15 protein-coding genes are annotated in these 17,467 nt (G+C 62.8%); 7 read left to right on the forward strand and 8 right to left on the reverse strand.

The window, feature by feature from the left end:
• Nucleotides 1–5: 5 nt before the first annotated feature.
• Nucleotides 6–596, reverse strand: a complete 591-nt coding sequence (locus D0544_RS12500; RefSeq protein ID WP_125016640.1) for a twin-arginine translocation pathway signal protein — start codon at nucleotides 594–596, stop codon at nucleotides 6–8.
• A 12-nt stretch (nucleotides 597–608) separates the two neighbouring features.
• A complete protein-coding gene (locus tag D0544_RS12505; RefSeq protein ID WP_125016642.1) occupies nucleotides 609–2,045 on the reverse strand; it encodes a coniferyl aldehyde dehydrogenase in 1,437 nt (478 codons plus the stop codon).
• Nucleotides 2,046–2,181: 136 nt separating this feature from the next.
• Between D0544_RS12505 and D0544_RS12510 the strand changes: the two genes are divergently transcribed.
• Nucleotides 2,182–2,844 carry a TetR/AcrR family transcriptional regulator gene (locus D0544_RS12510; RefSeq protein WP_125016644.1) on the forward strand — a complete coding sequence of 221 codons (663 nt, stop codon included), beginning with the start codon at nucleotides 2,182–2,184 and terminating at the stop codon, nucleotides 2,842–2,844.
• On the opposite strand, the gene rsmD is transcribed toward D0544_RS12510, so the two are convergent.
• From rsmD to D0544_RS12525, 3 genes are read right to left on the reverse strand one after another with little or no spacing between them, the layout of a single operon-like run.
• Nucleotides 2,841–3,443 (reverse strand): 16S rRNA (guanine(966)-N(2))-methyltransferase RsmD, encoded by a 603-nt coding sequence (rsmD, locus tag D0544_RS12515; RefSeq protein ID WP_125016646.1) that lies wholly within the window; start codon nucleotides 3,441–3,443, stop codon nucleotides 2,841–2,843. The genes D0544_RS12510 and rsmD overlap by 4 nt on opposite strands.
• Entirely contained in the window at nucleotides 3,443–4,915 is a 1,473-nt protein-coding gene (locus D0544_RS12520) for a M16 family metallopeptidase (RefSeq protein ID WP_164880923.1), read from the reverse strand. The genes rsmD and D0544_RS12520 overlap by 1 nt, the downstream gene beginning before the upstream one ends.
• Nucleotides 4,916–4,930: 15 nt before the next feature.
• On the reverse strand, nucleotides 4,931–6,289 hold the full coding sequence (locus tag D0544_RS12525) for a M16 family metallopeptidase (protein ID WP_125016650.1): 1,359 nt from the start codon (nucleotides 6,287–6,289) through the stop codon (nucleotides 4,931–4,933).
• Between the two features lie 179 nt (nucleotides 6,290–6,468).
• Between D0544_RS12525 and ftsY the strand changes: the two genes are divergently transcribed.
• The 4 genes from ftsY to rpoH all read left to right on the forward strand — a co-directional run bounded on the left by ftsY (nucleotide 6,469) and on the right by rpoH (nucleotide 10,315).
• Entirely contained in the window at nucleotides 6,469–7,572 is a 1,104-nt protein-coding gene (gene ftsY / locus D0544_RS12530) for a signal recognition particle-docking protein FtsY (protein WP_125016652.1), read from the forward strand.
• A 20-nt stretch (nucleotides 7,573–7,592) separates the two neighbouring features.
• Nucleotides 7,593–8,252, forward strand: a complete 660-nt coding sequence (ftsE, locus tag D0544_RS12535) for a cell division ATP-binding protein FtsE (protein WP_125016653.1) — start codon at nucleotides 7,593–7,595, stop codon at nucleotides 8,250–8,252.
• Nucleotides 8,245–9,306 carry a permease-like cell division protein FtsX gene (gene ftsX / locus D0544_RS12540; RefSeq protein ID WP_125016655.1) on the forward strand — a complete coding sequence of 354 codons (1,062 nt, stop codon included), beginning with the start codon at nucleotides 8,245–8,247 and terminating at the stop codon, nucleotides 9,304–9,306. Before ftsE ends, ftsX begins: the two co-directional genes overlap by 8 nt.
• Nucleotides 9,307–9,460: 154 nt before the next feature.
• On the forward strand, nucleotides 9,461–10,315 hold the full coding sequence (gene rpoH, locus D0544_RS12545; protein WP_125016657.1) for an RNA polymerase sigma factor RpoH: 855 nt from the start codon (nucleotides 9,461–9,463) through the stop codon (nucleotides 10,313–10,315).
• A gap of 67 nt (nucleotides 10,316–10,382) precedes the next feature.
• Here the strand turns inward: rpoH and D0544_RS12550 are convergent, their stop codons facing one another.
• The 3 genes from D0544_RS12550 to D0544_RS12560 form a co-directional block, all read right to left on the reverse strand.
• A complete protein-coding gene (locus D0544_RS12550; RefSeq protein WP_125016659.1) occupies nucleotides 10,383–12,062 on the reverse strand; it encodes a methyl-accepting chemotaxis protein in 1,680 nt (559 codons plus the stop codon).
• 193 nt (nucleotides 12,063–12,255) lie between these two features.
• Nucleotides 12,256–15,006: a formate dehydrogenase subunit alpha gene (gene fdhF / locus D0544_RS12555; RefSeq protein ID WP_125016661.1), complete on the reverse strand. Its 2,751-nt coding sequence runs from the start codon at nucleotides 15,004–15,006 to the stop codon at nucleotides 12,256–12,258.
• Entirely contained in the window at nucleotides 15,003–16,703 is a 1,701-nt protein-coding gene (locus D0544_RS12560) for an NAD(P)H-dependent oxidoreductase subunit E (RefSeq protein WP_125016663.1), read from the reverse strand. Before D0544_RS12560 ends, fdhF begins: the two co-directional genes overlap by 4 nt.
• A gap of 133 nt (nucleotides 16,704–16,836) precedes the next feature.
• Here D0544_RS12560 and D0544_RS12565 point away from each other — a divergent pair, with 133 nt between their 5' ends.
• Together D0544_RS12565 and thiS are read left to right on the forward strand one after the other, a co-directional pair.
• Complete coding sequence (locus tag D0544_RS12565; RefSeq protein ID WP_243647334.1) at nucleotides 16,837–17,241, forward strand: DUF423 domain-containing protein; 405 nt, start codon at nucleotides 16,837–16,839, stop codon at nucleotides 17,239–17,241.
• On the forward strand, nucleotides 17,226–17,423 hold the full coding sequence (thiS, locus tag D0544_RS12570; RefSeq protein ID WP_125016665.1) for a sulfur carrier protein ThiS: 198 nt from the start codon (nucleotides 17,226–17,228) through the stop codon (nucleotides 17,421–17,423). The genes D0544_RS12565 and thiS overlap by 16 nt, the downstream gene beginning before the upstream one ends.
• Nucleotides 17,424–17,467: the final 44 nt, after the last annotated feature.

A 17,467-nucleotide genomic window follows, 5' to 3' on the forward strand; every position in this document is an offset into this window, starting at 1 on the left:
TTCGGTTAGTAGTGGTTCGGTGAGGTGATCAGCTGGTCCTGGTAGGGTGGGCCGGGGTAGCCCACGGCGGGCCAACTGTCGGGCACCAGATACCAGGCCATCACCATCAGCTGCATCAACTGGCTGTAGCCCATGCGCAAGGTGGCCAGTGAGCTGTCCCGCCAGCGCAGCAGGAAGGCGTTAAGCTGTTCATCACTGGCCGACGACCAGCCCCCCCAGACGCCGGTCAGCAGGCCCCGAGTGGCACTGCTGTGCAGAAGGTCCAGCAGTTGCGTCAGCTGTTCCTGCAGCGCCGGTGAAATATGGGCAATAAAGCGGTCCAGCGAGGTGATTGCCTCCGCCAGCTGGCGGTCGCGCCGGGCGGATTCCGGGGCGAGGCTGCTGCCCAGCACCACTGGGTAGAGTGCCGCAAAAAAAGCCTGGTCCTCGGCCCTCAATCGTTGCAACCCTGTGGCGGCCGGAGGTTGTCGGGAGCAGCCCCCGAGACTGGCCAGGGTGCCCGATCCGGCCAGCAGCAGGGTACCGAGCAGACCGCTGCGCAAAAGCCGGCGGCGACTCGGGTCGGTGGCTTGCCCATCGCGCATAAAGGGGGTCATGGAGTACCCTCCCTATCGAATAAAGAGCTTATAAAGCAGTCGGTTAATCGGCTTGTTGTAGGGGGGGAAGATCATGCGCGCGGCGTTGAACTTCTGCTTGATAAACACCCCCTTGGCCTTGGAAAGGGTCTGGAAACCCTCTTTGCCATGGTAGTGACCCATGCCGGAGGGGCCGATACCGCCGAAAGGCATATCATCCACCGCCACATGGAACAGGGTCTCATTGATGCAGGCACCGCCGGAGTGGGTGTTTTCCATCACAAACTGTTGGCTCTGCTTGTCATAGCTGAAGTAATAGAGGGCCAGGGGGCGGGGGCGATCCTTCACATAATCCAGCGCCTGCTCAAGGGTGTCGTAAGGGACAATGGGCAGAATGGGGCCGAAGATCTCATCCTGCATCAGGGTCATTTCGTCGGTGGCTGCCTGCACAATCTGCAGTGGCATGCAGCGGCTGGCTTCATCGCCGTCGTCTCCCAGGGAGGTGACCCGCGCCCCCTTCTCGACCGCATCCTGCAGCCAGGCGTTAAGACGGGAGTGCTGGCGCTGGTTGATCACATGGGTGTAGTCGGGATTGCCCTTGAGACTGGGGAACATGCGAGTGAAGGCGGTACGATAGGCTTCAACGAAGGCCTCCTCCTTCTCCTTCGGCACCAGTACATAGTCAGGGGCGACGCAGGTCTGGCCTGCGTTGAAGGATTTGCCGAAGCAGATGCGCTCGGCAGCATCGGCCAGAGGGACATCCGGACCCACGATAGCGGGGGATTTACCGCCCAGCTCGAGGGTCACGGGAGTGAGGTTGTCGGCGGCGGCGCGCATGACGTGGCGGCCGACGCTGGTGGAGCCGGTAAACAGCAGATGGTCGAAGGGCAGCTCGCTGAAGCGGGCTCCTACCTCGGCTTCGCCATTGATCACTGCCACCTCCTCTTCGCTGAAGGCCGCCTCCACCAGCCGGGCGAACAGCTGCGCGGTGGCAGGGGTGTACTCGGACATTTTAACCATGGCGCGATTACCCGCTGCCAGGGCCGTGGTCAGGGGGCCGACCGCCAGGAACAGGGGGTAGTTCCAGGGCACTACAATGCCCACCACCCCCAGAGGCTGGTAGACCACCTGGGCCTTGGCCGGCGCCAGGTGGGCACCGACGTGGCGCTTACTGGGTTTCATCCAGCGCTTGAGGTGTTTGATGGCGTAATTGACGCCCTGAATGCTGGGCATGATCTCCGCCAGCAGGGATTCGTCGCTGGAGCGGCCGCCAAAATCCTCGTTGATGGCTTCAATCAGCGTCTGCTGGTGGTCGAGGATCATCTGCTTCAGCTTTTTCAGGTCCGCGATGCGCTTATCCGCGGAGGGCATGGGAGCCTCACGGAACGCCTGCTGCTGACGTTTGAACAGCGCTTGCATGCGCTCCATCTGTTGCTGTTGTTCGCCGATCTGTTTTAATTCGGTGGCCATGGGGTGTCTCCGCGATCTGGGTCAGGTTGGAAGCGGTGTGACCGCTCCTCGGTGTTATGGTTGGTCAGATATTAGTCTGGTCAATCTAGAGTAATTGCTCTAAAGTGTCAAACAGAACCTAACAGGTGAACTGCCGGTGGCCAAGCTAAAAACCCGTGATCGTATCCTCCATGCCAGCCTGGAACTCTTTAACGAGGTAGGGGAGCGTAACGTAACCACCAACCATATCGCGGCGGACCTGGGCATCTCGCCGGGTAACCTCTATTACCATTTTCGTAACAAGCAGCAGATCATCTACGAGCTGTACCTCGGTTACGAGGCTGAGATCAAGCAGATCCTGAAGTTACCCGAGGGCCGTCCCCTGACCCTGGAGGATAAGCGGGGCTACCTGGAAAACATCTTTGAGGGGATCTGGCGCTTCCGCTTTTTCCACCGCGACCTCGAACACCTTCTCGATTGCGATCCGCAGCTACGTGCAGGCTACCGGGCGCTGGCCCAGCACTGCCTGGTGCAGGGCAGGGCGATCTATCAGGGGCTGGTGGAGGCCGGATATCTCAAGGCCTCCCCCGAGGAGGTGGAGGCGCTGGCCTACAACAGCTGGATTATCATGACCTCCTGGGTGGGCTTTTTGCGAACCGTGGTACAGGAGGAGGGGGATCCGACCCTCACCTCCGACATGATCCGGCGGGGCATCTACCAGATCATGGCGCTGGAGAGGGTGTTTTTGACGGAGTTTGCCCGTGAGCAGTTTCGCCCTATGGAGGAGGAGTTTTTCGCCCCGATAGGGGGGGAGCTCTAGGGCTGTCGCTGGAACAGGCGGTAGCTCACCTGGCCGGCACTCTTTTCACGGTAGAGGGTCCAGTTGGAGGGCAGGGACTCCAGGCTCAGCTCTTTTTCGCACTCTACATAGATGCGGGCCTCCTCCGCCAGCCATCCGTTGGCTTCCAGCAGCTCGCAGCAGCGGGCCAGCATCTGGCGTCGAAAGGGGGGGTCGAGGAAAACCAGGTCGAACCGCTCGGGGGCCGGCTGCGCCAGCTGCAGCAAGGCATCTCCCTGGATCACCCGGCCACGCTGGTCATTGAGGGTGGCCAGGTTGCAGCGCAACTGCTGGGCGACCCCCTGGTCGAACTCCAGCAGGCAGGCCTGCGCTGCCCCCCGCGATAGCGCCTCCAGGGCCAGGGCCCCGGTGCCGCTAAAACAGTCGAGGCAGCGACTGCCTGGCACCCAGGGCGCCAGCCAGTTAAAGAGGGTTTCCCGCACCCGGTCAGGGGTGGGGCGCAGCCCCTCGCGATCGGCCACCGGCAGTTTTCGGCCCCGCCAGAGCCCGGCGATGAGGCGCACCTGGGAGGGGCGCCCTGGGGGTGCGGCCTTGCGCGGTGAGGGTTTCGGCTTTGCCATTAGTCTGCCTGTTCAGGCGCGGCCTGACCCACGGTGAGGGTGATCAGCTTTTGCGGGTCGAGGTGGCGCGCAAACGCCGCTCGAATCTGCTCAAGTGATACCGACTCGATCTCGCTCAGGAACTGCTCTAGCTGGTCCAAAGGCAAGTCGTAAAAGCCGATGGAGCCGAGCTGGCCAACGATGCTGCTGTTGCTGGCGGTGGTCTGGGGGAAGCTGCCAAGGATATTCTGCTTGGCGGTCTTCAGCTCCTGCTCCGTGGGCCCCTCGGCCAGGAAGCCGGAGAGGGTCTCGTTAACCACCTGCAACGCCAGCTCCGTCTGGTCAGCACGGGTTTTGAGGCTGACCAGGAAGGGGCCGCGTTCACGCATGGGGGCAAAGTGGCTGTATACGCCGTAGGTGAGCCCCCGTTTCTCGCGCACCTCTTCCATCAGCCGGGAGCCGAATCCGCCGCCGCCGAGGATCTCGTTGCCCACGTAGAGGGCCGCATAGTCCGGGTCGCCTTTGGCGACGCCAAGTCCACCAATAAGGATCTGGGTCTGCTGGCTGTTGTGGTCAATATGGGTCTGGATAGGGCCTTCGAGGGACGGAGGCTCCGGCAGTGCGGGAGCGGGTTCACCGCTGGCCAGGCTCAAGCTCACCTGCTCGACGATCGCCTCAGCCGCGCGGCGATCGAGGTCGCCGACCAGCGAGATCACCAGGTTGCGGGCCACGTAATAGCGCTGGAAAAACCCCTGTAAGTCAGCTTGTGTCATCGCCTCCAGGCTCTCTTGGGTTCCCCGGCTGGGGGTGGCGTAGGGGTGGTCCCCGTAGAGGTCACTGAAAAAACGCAGGTTGGCCAGTTCCCCGGCACGCTGTTGTTGGTACTCCAGGGAGGCGATCGCCTGGTTTTTGGTGCGCGCAAGCGCGTCTTCGGGGAAGTTGGGCTCGCTCACCACCTGGGTAAACAGTGCCAGAGCCGGTTGCAGTTGGGCGCTGGCGCTCAGGCTGCGCAGGGAGACGATGCCCATATCGCGGTAGGCGCTGGCACCGAACTCAGCCCCCAGCCCTTCAAAGCCTTCGGAGATCTGACCGGCATCGAGCTGGCGGGTGCCTTCGCCGATCAGGCCGCTGGTCATCATGGCCAGCCCCGCCTGGTCGCCATCCCGGGCCGAGCCGGCATCGAATACCAGGCGCAGGTCCACCATCGGTAATTCGGGAGCGGCGACAAAGTAGACCCGGGCGCCATTGGAGGTATTCCAGTGCTGGATCTCCAGTGGCCGGCGTTTAACCGTGGGGTTGGCCTCGATCGCAGCCAGGGACTCGAACCGTTCAACAGCTGGCGCAAGCAAGACGGGGGTCGGGCTCGGCTCGGCGGCAGGGGTCGGCTGCACGTCACTTACGGCGGAGCGGTTCAGCAGGACAATGGCCAGCGGCAGGGTGGCCACCAGCGTCCACAGGAAGAGACGATTAATGCGGGGTTTTTGCGCTTTCATGGGTGCGGTGCTCATCTACTGGCTGGCGGTGGCTTTAGGGCTGAGGGTGGCAACGGTGACCCGTTCCCGGGTCAGGTATTTCTGCGCCACCTGCTGGATCTGTTCGGGTGTGATGGCGTTGAGGCGGTCAAGCTCCTGGTCGGCTACCCGCCAGCTCTGGCCAATACTCTCTAGAATGCCGATCTGCTGGGCCTGGCTGGAGATGGAGTCCTGCTCGTAGACCAGTGAGGAGATCACCTGTGCCTTGATGCGGTCCAGCTCCTGCTGGGACGGCGGGGTCTGCTTCAGCTGCTCGATCTGTTCCCAAAAGGCGCTCTCCAACTCCTCCAGATCGTGGCCTTTCTGGGTGTTGGGCACGCCACTGAAGGTGAACAGGCTGTCGCCCCGGCTGAAGGCACTGTAGCCAACCCCGGCGCTGGAGGCGACTTCGCTGCCCCGTACCAGTCGGGTTTCGATGCGAGCGCTGTAGCCGCCATCGAGCACCCCCGACAGCATGCGCAGGGCGTAGGTTTCCCACTCCTGCTCCGCGGTGTTGAGCACCGGCACATTAAAGCCCATGTACAGCGACGGGAGGCGGGCCGTCTCCAGCTCCATCTCGATGCGGCGGGCTCCGGGGGTATTGATCTCCACCAGGGGTTTGACCTGCGGATGGGGGCGCGCCGGTATAGGGCCGAAGTAGCGGGTCGCCAGCTGCAGTACCTCTTCGGGGTCTACATCGCCAACCACCACAACGATGGCGTTATTGGGGCTGTACCAGTTTTGGTACCAGCGGCGCAGGTCGTCGGCTTGCATCGACTCGAGATCCTGCTGCCAACCGATCACCGGGTTGCCATAGGGGCTGGCCTGGTGAGCGGTGGCCTGGAAACGTTCGTAAGTGATCCCCTCGGGGCGATCTTCCACTCGTTGCCGCCGCTCCTCCAGCACCACCTGCCGCTCGCGGGTGAACTCCTCATCGGAGATCACCAGGTTCTGCATTCGCTCCGCTTCCAGTTCAAAGCTCAGGGGCAGGCGGTTGGCCGCCAGGACTTGGTAATAGGCCGTGGCATCGCGGCTGGTAAAGGCATTTTCACTGGCGCCGACACGGGCCATGATGCGTGAAAACTCACCGGTTTCGAGGCGCTTGCTGTCCTTGAACATCATGTGCTCAAGCAGGTGGGAGAGGCCGGTATGACCGACCGACTCGTAACTGGAGCCGATACGGTACCACACCTGGGAGACCACCACTGGCGCCCGGTGGTCCTCGCGAACGATCAGTTTAAGGCCATTGGGTAAAACGTATTCGTGGGTACTGCTGGCGGCGGCGAAGCCCTGGCTGCTGATAAAGAGCAGCCCAAGCAGGGAGGCGAGACGCCCCGAAAGCCAGAAAAAGCGCATGGTGGGATCGGTCCTGTATGAACGTTTACGAATGTCGAAGCGGGCTGACTAGTGATAGGATACCCATTATTCTGAGCACCGGCTATCGAACTGCCAGGGTTCCCGTTGCCACTGATTTTTGTAGATAGCCCGTTACACGATTGGTTCCATAGTTTGGGCGCATAGCCCGGGATAGGTTCATGTCCGAGAAAAAACGCTGGTTCTGGCAGCGCGGCGATAGCGCCACCCCTGAAAATGAAAACAGCACTGCCGATCACCCTGAGGTTGAGCAGCCTGAGGCTAGCGCCGCCGAGCCCGTGGCAGAGGTGGCCAGCGTCACCACCCGCCAGGAGCCCCAACCGCAAGAGAGTTCCCAGGAGGGTCTCTTTGGCCGCATGAAGCGGGGCCTCGCCAAGACCCGGTCGGGGCTGGTTGCCGGGGTGACCACCCTCTTCATTGGTAAAAAGGAGATCGATGATGACCTGCTGGAGGAGCTGGAAACCCAGCTGCTGGTGGCGGATGTGGGGATGGCCGCCACGCGGGAGATCATCGATGGCCTGATCCAGCGGGTCAAGTACAAGGAGCTTGATGATGCCGACGCCCTGTTGGGGGCCCTCAAGTCCGAGCTGCGGACTCTGCTGGAGCCTGCCAACCGGCAGCTGGCTATCGATGACAGTAAAACCCCCTTTGTCATTCTGGTGGTAGGGGTCAACGGGGTGGGTAAAACCACCACCATTGGCAAACTGGCCAAGCGGCTTCAGGTCGAGGGCAAGCGGGTGATGCTGGCGGCCGGTGATACCTTCCGGGCGGCTGCGGTTGAGCAGCTGCAGGTGTGGGGAGAGCGTAACGAGATCCCGGTGATCGCCCAGCATACCGGGGCGGATAGCGCCTCGGTGATCTTTGATGCCGTGGAGGCGGCGAGGGCACGCAATATCGATGTGCTGATCGCCGATACCGCCGGTCGCCTGCACAACAAGGATAACCTCATGGAGGAGCTGAAAAAGGTCAAGCGGGTGATGGGCAAGCTCGATGACAGTGCCCCCCACGAAGTGCTGTTGGTGGTCGATGCCAGCACCGGCCAGAACGCCCTTAACCAGGCCCGCGAGTTCAATAAGGCGGTCTCCCTCAGCGGTATGGCGCTGACCAAGCTCGATGGTACCGCCAAGGGGGGCATCGTGTTCGCCATGGCCCAGGAGATGAAGTTGCCGATCCGCTTCCTTGGGGTTGGTGAACAGATCGATGACCTGCGCCCCTTCGTGGCCGACGAGTTTGTTGATGCCCTCTTTGATATGGACCGCCTCTAGGGCTTGGGAGCGGTTGTCCAGTGATCCAGTTTGATCAGGTGAGTAAGCGCTACCCTACCGGCCAGGTAGGGCTGGAAGGGGTTAGCTTTCACATTAACGCGGGGGAGATGGCCTTTCTGACCGGCCACTCCGGGGCCGGCAAAAGCACCCTGCTGAAGTTGGTGATGCTGATGGAGCGGGCCACCCACGGCCAGGTTCGCATCGCCGGTCGAAACCTGCGCTCCATGGGGCGGGGCGAGATCCCGGCGCACCGGCGGGAGATCGGCGTGGTGTTCCAGAATCACCAGCTGCTGTTCGACCGTTCGGTTTTTGAAAATGTCGCCTTGCCCCTGCAGATCTCCGGCTATTCCCGGGTGGATATCGGCAAGCGGGTGCGGGCCGCGCTGGATCAGGTGGGCCTGCTGGATAAGGAAAAGCTGCCCCCTATTAGCCTGTCGGGTGGCGAGCAGCAGCGGGTGGGTATTGCCCGCGCGGTGGTCCACAAGCCCAAGCTGCTGCTGGCCGATGAGCCCACCGGCAACCTGGACCCCGGGCTGTCGGCCGAGATCATGACCCTGTTCGAACGCTTCAACCAGGTGGGGGTGACGGTACTGATCGCCTCCCACGACATGGCGCTGATCGAGCGCATGCGCCACCGTGTACTGACCCTGAACCAGGGGAGGCTGGTGGCCGATGGCTGATTATCCACGGGGCGCCAGCCGCAGTGGGCGGGGGGCAACCCCTGCCGCCCGACCGAAGGCTGCAGATCCGAAGCGCAGTGCCGAGTCCGGCGCACGACGCAAACGGCCCGCCGTGCAGCGTAAGGCGCGTCCCCACAGCGGTGACCGACTGGGGGGCGCCTTGCACCACCACCGGCAGATGGGGGTGCAGAGTCTGCAAAAACTCCTGCAGGCGCCAGCGGCGACGCTGATGACCTGTCTGGTGATGGCGGTGGCACTGGTCCTGCCGAGCGTGATGCTGGTGGCGGTGGCTAACCTCAAGCAGCTCAGTGCGGGCTGGGACGGTTCCCCCCAGCTGACCCTCTACCTGCGCGAAGGGGCCCAACACAGCCCCCTGATGCAGAAGCTGGGGGCCGACCCCCGCATCGAGTCCCTGGTGTACCTCTCTGCCGAGCAGGCCCTGGCGGAGTTTGAGCAGTATTCCGGGCTGGCCGATGTGACGGCCCAGCTGGAGGACAACCCCTTACCGGCGGTGTTGATTCTGCGTCCGCAGTTGGAGGCCCTGCAGGGCGAGCTGGGGCGCCAGCTGGTGGATGAGATGCAGCAGCTGGCGGATGTTGAGCTGGCCAGTCTCGATCTTCAGTGGGTGGAGCGGTTGCGGCAGATCCTGCAGCTGGGTGAGCGCAGTAGCCTGCTGCTGGCGATGCTGCTGGCGGTGGCCGTGCTGCTGGTGATCGGTAACACCATCCGCCTGGCGATCGAAAACCGGCGCAACGAGATTCTGGTGGTCAAGCTGGTAGGGGGTAGTGACGCCTACGTGCGACGCCCCTTCCTCTACACCGGCGCCTGGTACGGCGTTGGGGCGGGCCTTCTGGCGGCGGTGCTGGTGCAACTGTTGGTGTTACTGGTCGAGGGGCCGGCGGCGCGCCTGGCGGCTCTCTACCAGAGCCAGTTTCAACTGCAGGGGCTGGGATTCAGCGCTTCCCTGGCGCTGGTGCTGTTGGGGGCCGCGCTTGGCTGGTGCGGTGCCTGGCTGGCGGCGGTACGCCACCTGCGGGAGATAGAGCCCCGCTGACAGGAGAGGTCCAGGGGCGGGCCGTTCAGGTGTCGCTAAGGGGTTGATATTCTTATGCATAATTTGTCTAAGTTGGAACTTTCAACCCTATTCGCACTCTTACAGGCAGGATGCTAGAATTCACGGTCCATCAACCTATGGAGCTTTTTAATTAATGGGCAAAGAACTGCAACGAGTCGAGATGCTGGTACCGGGGCGTGACCTCGATGCTTACATTCGTGCGGCAAGTAGTGTGGCCATTCTCTCCGCCGAGCAGGAGCGGGAGCTGGCTGAGCGCCTGTTTTTTGAGAACGACCTGGAAGCCGCCCGGCAGATGGTTTTGGCGCACCTGCGCTTTGTGGTGCATATCGCCCGCAGCTACTCAGGCTATGGCCTGTCGCAAGCTGACCTGATTCAGGAGGGTAATGTGGGCCTGATGAAGGCGGTACGTCGCTTTAACCCCGAAAAGGGGGTTCGACTGGTCTCCTTTGCGGTGCACTGGATTCGCGCCGAGATTCACGAATTTATCCTGCGAAACTGGCGTATTGTGAAGATCGCCACCACCAAATCGCAGCGCAAGCTGTTCTTCAATCTGCGCAGCAACAAGAAGCGCCTGGCCTGGTTTACCAACGAAGAGGTCAGCAGCCTTGCCCGGGATCTCGGGGTCGATGAGAAAACAGTGCGTGAGATGGAGGGCCGCATGGCCAGCCAGGATACCTCTTTCGACAGCCCGCTGGGCGACGATGAGGACGCCGCCTACCTGGCACCGGCCTACTACCTTGAGGACAAACGCTTTGATCCGGCGACCCAGCTGGAGGAGGCGGACTGGAACCAGCAGTCGATCGACAGCCTGGAGAACGCCATGTCCCAGCTGGATGAGCGTAGCCGCGATATTTTACAGCAGCGCTGGTTAGCGGAGGAGAAATCCACCCTGCACGAGCTGGCCGCCCAGTACGGGGTATCGGCCGAGCGTATTCGCCAGCTGGAAAAGAATGCGATGAAAAAGCTCAAGGGCTCCATGCTGGCCTGAGGCTAGCGCACATTGCACGTCAAAAGGCTCCCGCGGGAGCCTTTTTTAATGGGGTCAATATGCCCGCTTAAGCCAGCTTGAACTGGCCGACCAACCCCTTCAGGTTTTCCGAGAGCTGTGCCAACTCCTCGGTGGCAACCGCTACCTGCTGGGCTCCGGATGAGGCCTCATGCTGGCTTTCATTGATCATGCTGACGGAACGGTTGACCTGCTCGGCGACCGCGCTCTGCTGCTCAGCGGCACTGGCTATCTGGGTGTTCATCTGGGCAATCCGGTCCACCGACTGGTTGATTTCAACCAGGGCTGAGGCCGCCTGCTCGGACAGCTCAACGGCCTGGTTGGCCTTCGCGTAGCCGCTGTTCATTGCCTCGACGGATTGTTTGGCCTCGCTCTTGAGGCTGCCGATCATGGTCTGGATGGTACTGATCGAATCCTGGGTACGTGAAGCCAGGGTTCGCACCTCATCGGCAACCACCGCGAACCCCCGCCCCTGTTCGCCGGCACGGGCCGCCTCGATGGCGGCGTTGAGCGCCAGCAGGTTGGTCTGCTCGGCGATGGAGGTGATCACCTCGAGAATCGAATCGACGTTTTCCGTTTCGTTGCTGAGGCGGGTGATGGCCTCGCTGGTGTGCTCTATATCAAGTGCCAGTTCATGGATCGAGTGGTTAACCTGCTCGACGGTCTGCTCCCCCTTGCGCGCCTCGGCCTCTGCGGTGGCGGTTGAGTCCGCTGCGTCGGAGGCATTGTGGGCGACATCGCGCACCGTGGCGGACATTTCGTTCATGGCAACCGAGGTCTGGCTCAGTTGCTCGGTTTGTAGCTCGATGTTCTTGGCGGTGCGGGTGGTGATGGTGGCCACCTCATTGGTGGCACCACTGAGCTGCTCGGTGGCTGCCGCAATCTGGGAGACCATATCCTGCAGTTTCAGGCTCATCCGCTGCATGGCGCTGAGCAGCTGGCCGGTTTCATCGGTGGAACGGGCCTCAATCTGCACCGTCAGGTCGCCGTTAGCCAGCCGCTGGGTGGCATCGACCGCTTGCGCCAGAGGGCGGGTGATCGCCCGCGTAATAAGGGTTCCCAGCAGCATGCCTAACAACACTGACAGCACAGTAAGAACGGACATGCCGGTAAACGCGGAGGCCTCATCGGCGTGAACGGTCTCAAGGGCATGCTCGGTCATCGTTTCGATGCCCTTGAGAATGGTCGCAAGGTGCTCGTTGATGGCGGCCTGGGAACTCTCCAGTGCCAGCACGGAGGCTTCCGTCACGGTCTGACCCTGATCCAGTTGTGCCAACAGCTGTTCAACCTGTGCTTCAAAGGCCTGGTGTTCATGCTCTGTCTCTTTCAGGGCGCGGCTCAGGGTCTCCAGTTCGGCGGCTAATTGAGGGCTGAGAGCATGGCTCTGGGCCTGGACCAGTATGGTCTCCCCCTGTTTGATCTCTGCATTGATCTCGGCGGACAGCGCAGTGACCTCTTCGTGCAGGAGGGCGATCGTTTGGTTGCTGCTGGTCATACCCGCCAGGCGCATGGCGCGCTCGATACGGATGGCGGTTTCCAGCTGTTTGATGGTGATATCGGAGACCACTTCGATCAGCGGCATATCCTCGGACTGTACCGTTTGCAGTTCGTTGCCGATGGCGTTCATTTTGAACAGGCCGAAGGCGGATGTGATGACGAGCAATGTCGTCAGGAGGAGGATGATAAAGCCGATCTTTTTGCCGATACTAAGGTCGTGAAAAAGTTGCATGGGAACGCCTCACTCAATAGGTGCAGCACCCAAAGTCAGCGCTCCAGTGGCCAGCAACCCCTGCCAGGACGAGCTATGAACCTGAGCGATGGGTGCGCAGTATGATTTGCATACAGACCAAGTCTAGAAGCATATTCCGGCGACGGTTGATAAATGTCAACAACCGGGGTGACGACCAGCGCTATGAAGGGCTCTAGTCGAGCGAGTTGGGCGGCGGAGTTGGCGCGAGCCTGACGGCACAGTACTTGAATTCCGGAATCTTGCCAAAGGGGTCCAGTTTGGGGTTGGTGAGCAGGTTGGCTGCCCCCTCGGCGAAGCAGAAGGGGATAAAGAGCGAGCCGGGTGGCACGGCTTCGTCGGCTCGCAATAAGGCCTTCATGGCGCCGCGGCGGCTCTCAACACGAACCGCTTCCCCGGCTTGCAGCTTCCACTCCCGCAGGGTCAGTGGGTGGGCACAGACTATGGCCCCTGGCTCCAGCGTATCCAGTACCCTGCTGCGTCGGGTCATGGCGCCGGTGTGCCAGTGCTCCAGCAGGCGGCCGGTGGAGAGAATCAGCGGATACTGGCTATCGCAGGTCTCGTCCGGGGGCAGCAGGGTGGCGGCAACCAGCCGCGCCTTGCCACTGGCGGTCGGGAAGCGATCAGCAAACAGCACATCGGTCCCCTCCCCGTCCGGGGTAGGGCAAGGGTAGGTGACCGAGTTCTCTCGCTCCAGGCGCTCCCGGTCGATATGGGTGAGCGAGGGCATCGCTTGTTGCATCTCCCGGTAGATCGCCTCGGGTCCTGGGTAGGCCCAGTCGAGCCCCATCCCCTGTGCAATGGCCTGGATAATCCACCAGTCCTGGCGGCATTGACCGGGCAGGGAGACGGCGGGGCGCCCGAGTTGAACCTGGCGGTTGGTGTTGGTCACGGTACCCGACTTTTCCGGCCAGGCGGAGGCGGGCAGAATGACATCGGCGTAGGCCGCGGTTTCGGTGATAAAGAGATCCTGGACCACCAGGTGTTCGAGGCGAGCGAGGGCCTGCCGGCTGTGGTTAAGGTCGGGATCCGACATAGCCGGGTTTTCCCCCATGATGTACATGCCGCGAATCTGGTCGTGGTGGATGGCGTCGATCATCTCCACCACGGTAAGCCCGGGCTGGGCCGCCAGCGGGGACTGCCACAGTTGCTCGAAACGGGCGCGGGCCTCGGCATTATCCACCCGCTGGTAGTCTGGCAGCATCATCGGGATCAGGCCCGCGTCGGAAGCACCCTGCACATTGTTCTGTCCCCGCAGCGGGTGCAGGCCGGTCCCGGGTCGCCCGACCTGCCCACACAACAGGGCCAGGGCGATCAGGCAGCGGACGTTATCGGTGCCGTGGGTGTGCTGGCTGATGCCCATGCCCCAGAAGATCATGGCCCGCTCCGCACGGGCAAAGAGGCGAGCCACCTCGCGAATGCGTTCAGCGTCGATGCCGCACAGCGGCGCCATCGCCTCGGGAGAGTAGTCGTCCAGGTGCGCCTGCAGGGCATCGAATCCCTCCAGTCGCTCGGCCACGAAACGGTGATCGTAAAGGGATTCGCGGATAATCACATGCAGCATGGCGTTGAGCAGGGCCACGTCGGAGCCGGGAGTGAGCTGCAGCAGATGGCTGGCGTGTTCGCGCAGGCTGTGCCCGCGGCTGTCGATCACCACCAGCTGTGTGCCGTTGCGGGCCGCCTGTTTGAAGAGGTTGGCCGCCACCGGGTGGTTGGACTCCGGGTTGCACCCGATCACGATGGCCACTTCGGCATTGACCACCTGCATAAAGGAGGCGGTCACGGCGCCACTGCCAATCCCCTCCAGCAGGGCCGCTACGGAGGAGGCGTGACAGAGACGGGTACAGTGGTCGACGTTATTGCTGCCGAAGCCGGTGCGCACCAGTTTCTGGAACAGGTAGGCCTCTTCGTTGCTGCCTTTGGCGGATCCCAGCCCGGCCAGAGCACTGGCGCCATGCTGGTGCTTGAGCCGAACCAGCCCTTCGCAGGCTCGCTCCAGCGCCTCCTCCCAGCTGGCCTCGCGGAAATAGCGGTCGCGCTCGGCCGGGTCGAAGGGGGCGCCTTTGGGGGGCGCATCCTCGCGGCGGACCAGGGGCACCCTGAGTCGGTCAGCGTGGTTGATGTAGTCGAAGCCAAAGCGGCCTTTGACGCACAGGCGTCCCTCGTTGGAGGGGCCGCTACGCCCGTCAACCGCAATGATGCGGTCGTTGCTGACCTGGTATTCGAGCTGGCAGCCAACGCCACAGTAGGGGCAGATGCTGTGCACCCGCTGCTCTACCGGTTGCCGGCTCAGGGGGGCCGCGGGGAGCAGGGCGCCGGTGGGACAGGCCTGGACACACTCGCCGCAGGCAACGCAGGTGGAATCACCTAGAGGGTCATCCAGGTCAAAGCCGATGCGAGCCTCAGTCCCCCGGCCGCTGAGGCCAATGACACGGTTAACCTGAAGATCCTGGCAGGCCTGGCGACAGAGCTGGCAGTTGATGCAGGCACTGTGGTTAACCCGAATGGCGCTGTGACTCAGGTCATCAAACTGGGCATCGCCGCCCGGGAAGCGGCTGTGGCTTACCCCCAGGGCACCCGCCCAGTGGTGCAGTTGCTGGTGCTCCTCGCTGGAGCGGCCATTGGGCAGGTCGCTGACCAGAAGCTCCAGCAATCGAGCCCGGTTGCGCTGTACCCGCTCGGAGCCGGCGCTATTGACACGCATCCCTTCGCTGACCTCGCGGCGACAGCTGGGGGCCAATGCCCGCTCTCCCTCGATCTCGACCACGCAGGCGCGGCAGTTGCCATCGGATTTGAAACCGGGGCGATCGGAACAGCAGAGGTGGGGGATCGCCTGGTGGGGTTGGGCGGCCTGCAGGATGGTTTGTCCCGGCTGCGCGCTGCAGGGCTCGCCATCGAGGAAAAAGGTGATGCGGTTGTCGCTCATTGGGCGCCCCCCTGGGTGGCAAGCAGCTCGGGGAAATAACGGATGAGGCTTAGAGCGGGGTTGCAGGCCGCCTGGCCCAGACCGCAGATGGAGCTGTCGAGCATCAGCTCACCGAGTTCCTCGATCAGGGCGCTGTCCCAGCGCGACTGCGCCACTAATCGCAGCAGGCGGTCGGTGCCGAGACGGCAGGGGGAGCACTGGCCGCAGCTCTCCTCGCGGAAAAAGTGGGCGAGATTGCACACCAGCGCCCGCAGGTCATCCTGGTCTGAGAGCACCAGCACAGCCGCGGAGCCGATAAAGCATCCGTGGGCCTGCAGGGTGCCGAAGCCCAGCGGGAGGTCCGCCAGCCGTGCCGGCAGGATGCCTCCGGAGGCGCCCCCCGGCAGGTAAGCCAGCAGCCGGTGACCAGGAAGCATGCCGCCGCAATGCTCCTCGACCAGTTCATTGAGGGTGATGCCGGCCGGCGCCTGTTTGACGCCGGGGCTCTGCACCCGACCGCTGACGCTGAAGCTGAGCAGTCCCTGCTGGCCGCGGCGGCCGAGGTCGCTGAACCACTGGCCGCCGTGTTCAAGAATCTCGCGCACCCGATAGAGGGTTTCCACGTTGTTGACCAGGGTAGGCCGGTTAAAGAGGCCTCGTTCGGCGACGAAGGGGGGACGCTGGCGGGGAAACCCACGCTTACCCTCCAACGACTCGATCAGGGCCGACTCCTCTCCACAGATGTAGGCGCCAGCGCCCCGGCGTAGTTCGATATAGCCGGGGGCGATCAGCTCGGCCTGCTCAAGGGCAGAGATCTCCTGCTGGAGCAGCAGGCGGATCGCCGGATACTCATCACGCAGGTAAAGGTAGCAGCGCTCGGCGTCGATCACCCAGGCAGCGATCAGCGCCCCCTCCAGCATGCGGTGAGGATCGCTCTCCAGGTAATGGCGATCCTTACAAGTGCCCGGTTCTCCCTCGTCGGCATTGATCACCAGATAGCGGGGCGAGGGCTGCTGGCGCACCGTCTGCCACTTGCGGGCGGCGGGAAACCCCGCCCCCCCCAGCCCCCGCAGGCCCGCACGTTCGAGCTCATCCATCACCTGCTGGGCACTCATCTCCCGATTCCGGCAACGCTCGAGCAGGCGATAGCCGCCACTGGCCCGGTACCCTTCGAGGTACAGTGCGGGAGGGAGGCGGGCGTGGTCATCCCGGGCGTCGATGGCGGCCTGAACGGAGTCGACTCGTGCTGAGGGCAGGCTATGGTGTCCCACCTGCACCGCCGGGGCCGTGGTACAGAGCCCCATGCAGGGGCTGCGCTCAAACTGCACACCGGGCTGGGGCCGGTCGCCCAGGGCTTTCCACAGGGACTCAGCGCCGGCCAGGGCGCAGCTGGGGTTGGTGCAGACGCGGACCTTGAGAGGCTTCTGCTCAGGGAGGTGACGATCCTCCACCAGATCGAAATGGGCGTAGAAGCTGGCCACGTCCCACACTTCGGCCTGGCTGATGCCGAGGCGCGAAGCGAGGGTGTAAAGCTGGGACTTGCTGATCGCCCCGAATCGGTCCTGGATGGCATGCAGGTATTCCAGCAGCCGGTCCCGTTGCAGGGGGGCTTCCCCCAACAGTAGGTTCAGGGTGGCCTGTGCCTGGGGGTCGCTGTGACGGCCTCGGGGCCGATGGCGGGGGACCGGGCGGGCAGGCTTATGATCTGAGACGGACATGATACTTTCCCTGAGACGAGTGCCTTAATCATAGAAGTCGGAGTTGTTGCTGTGCAACGGCTGGGGTGGCTGGGTAATCTCCGATATAATGCGCCCCCAATAGTAAGTCGGCGCGATGGAGTTCAAAAGCGAAATGCGCTTGATTAAGTGGATGATGGGCCTCGGTGCCCTGGGGGGTGGCTCGGCGGTGGCTCTGGGGGCCTACGGCGCCCATGGGCTGGAGGGGATGCCTGCGCCCTTGCAGCTGGCCTACCAGAGTGCGGTCCAGTACCAGTTTTACCACAGCCTGGCCCTGTTGCTGGTGGCGCTGTTCCTGCGCTTTGGGTTCAGTCGCTGGCTGCGGGTGGCGGGACTGGCTTTTGTGGCCGGCTTGCTACTGTTCAGTGGCTCGATCTACCTGCGCCTGCTGCTGGGCGTCGAGCTACCGCGGCTGTTGACCCCCGCCGGTGGAGTGGCGTTTATGGTGGGGTGGGCCGCCGTGGCCCTTGCCGCCTGGTGCCAAAGTGCGACTAAGGAGACAGAATGCAGATCCAGTTAAACGGAGAAGCGTATCAGCTGGAAGAGGGTAGCACCCTGGCGACCCTGATCACTGGTTTGGAGATGACAGGACGTATTGCGGTCGAGCTCAATCTTGAGATCGTGCCGCGCAGCGAACACGCAGAAAAAGTGTTACAGCCCGGTGATCGGGTCGAAATTGTGCGCGCCATTGGCGGCGGCTGATGACGGTGCGCTACAGAGCCCTTATTACAGAGGACAGGACAATC

The sequence above is a fragment of the Aestuariirhabdus litorea genome, assembly GCF_003864255.1.
Lineage (GTDB): Bacteria > Pseudomonadota > Gammaproteobacteria > Pseudomonadales > Aestuariirhabdaceae > Aestuariirhabdus > Aestuariirhabdus litorea.

Excerpts from the sequence above, each read along its gene's own strand:
- D0544_RS12520 (WP_164880923.1), bottom strand. The coding sequence starts at position 4,915 with ATGAAAGCGCAAAAACCCCGCATTAATCGTCTCTTCCTGTGGACGCTG.
- fdhF (WP_125016661.1), bottom strand. The coding sequence starts at position 15,006 with ATGAGCGACAACCGCATCACCTTTTTCCTCGATGGCGAGCCCTGCAGC.
- thiS (WP_125016665.1), top strand. The coding sequence starts at position 17,226 with ATGCAGATCCAGTTAAACGGAGAAGCGTATCAGCTGGAAGAGGGTAGC.
- D0544_RS12525 (WP_125016650.1), bottom strand. The coding sequence starts at position 6,289 with ATGCGCTTTTTCTGGCTTTCGGGGCGTCTCGCCTCCCTGCTTGGGCTG.
- D0544_RS12500 (WP_125016640.1), bottom strand. The coding sequence starts at position 596 with ATGACCCCCTTTATGCGCGATGGGCAAGCCACCGACCCGAGTCGCCGC.
- D0544_RS12560 (WP_125016663.1), bottom strand. The coding sequence starts at position 16,703 with ATGTCCGTCTCAGATCATAAGCCTGCCCGCCCGGTCCCCCGCCATCGG.
- ftsX (WP_125016655.1), top strand. The coding sequence starts at position 8,245 with ATGGCTGATTATCCACGGGGCGCCAGCCGCAGTGGGCGGGGGGCAACC.
- D0544_RS12550 (WP_125016659.1), bottom strand. The coding sequence starts at position 12,062 with ATGCAACTTTTTCACGACCTTAGTATCGGCAAAAAGATCGGCTTTATC.
- D0544_RS12565 (WP_243647334.1), top strand. The coding sequence starts at position 16,837 with ATGCGCTTGATTAAGTGGATGATGGGCCTCGGTGCCCTGGGGGGTGGC.
- ftsY (WP_125016652.1), top strand. The coding sequence starts at position 6,469 with ATGTCCGAGAAAAAACGCTGGTTCTGGCAGCGCGGCGATAGCGCCACC.
- D0544_RS12505 (WP_125016642.1), bottom strand. The coding sequence starts at position 2,045 with ATGGCCACCGAATTAAAACAGATCGGCGAACAACAGCAACAGATGGAG.
- rpoH (WP_125016657.1), top strand. The coding sequence starts at position 9,461 with ATGGGCAAAGAACTGCAACGAGTCGAGATGCTGGTACCGGGGCGTGAC.
- rsmD (WP_125016646.1), bottom strand. The coding sequence starts at position 3,443 with ATGGCAAAGCCGAAACCCTCACCGCGCAAGGCCGCACCCCCAGGGCGC.